This window comes from Vibrio splendidus 12E03, assembly GCF_000272105.2.
Classification (GTDB): Bacteria; Pseudomonadota; Gammaproteobacteria; order Enterobacterales; family Vibrionaceae; genus Vibrio; species Vibrio splendidus_I.
The window spans coordinates 1-317 of sequence record NZ_AJZD02000142.1; the positions used below are offsets into that span (position 1 = coordinate 1).

Here is a 317-nt window from a genome sequence, read left to right on the forward strand (position 1 = left end):
TTTTTTAAGAGGAACTGATTATGCCAAATTGGTGTGTAAACCAAATTCATATCGATGGGCCTGATTCTGATGCCATCATCGAACTTATGACCCAACCTAAACCACTGCTTCATCAACAAGCGTCACGCGCGGCGGCTAAGCTGTTTTTAGCCGGTGTCGGTGGGCTGTTAAAAACCACTTACCCGGTGACTTTTGAACTCTACCCAGACCTTGTTCGCGAGGTCGGAAATTCAACGCCAGAAAATCGGGCGTTTACAAAGTTTGTCACGTTAATGAAACAACCCGATGTGGCACTCAATGAGGAGGTCTGCCAGTGG

Annotated in this window: 1 protein-coding gene; it reads left to right on the top strand. The window is 47.0% G+C overall.

What is annotated here, in order from left to right:
* Window positions 1–20: 20 nt before the first annotated feature.
* The coding region (locus A142_RS10675) for a DUF1281 domain-containing protein (protein WP_019819920.1) at window positions 21–317 on the top strand (297 nt) is incomplete at its 3' end.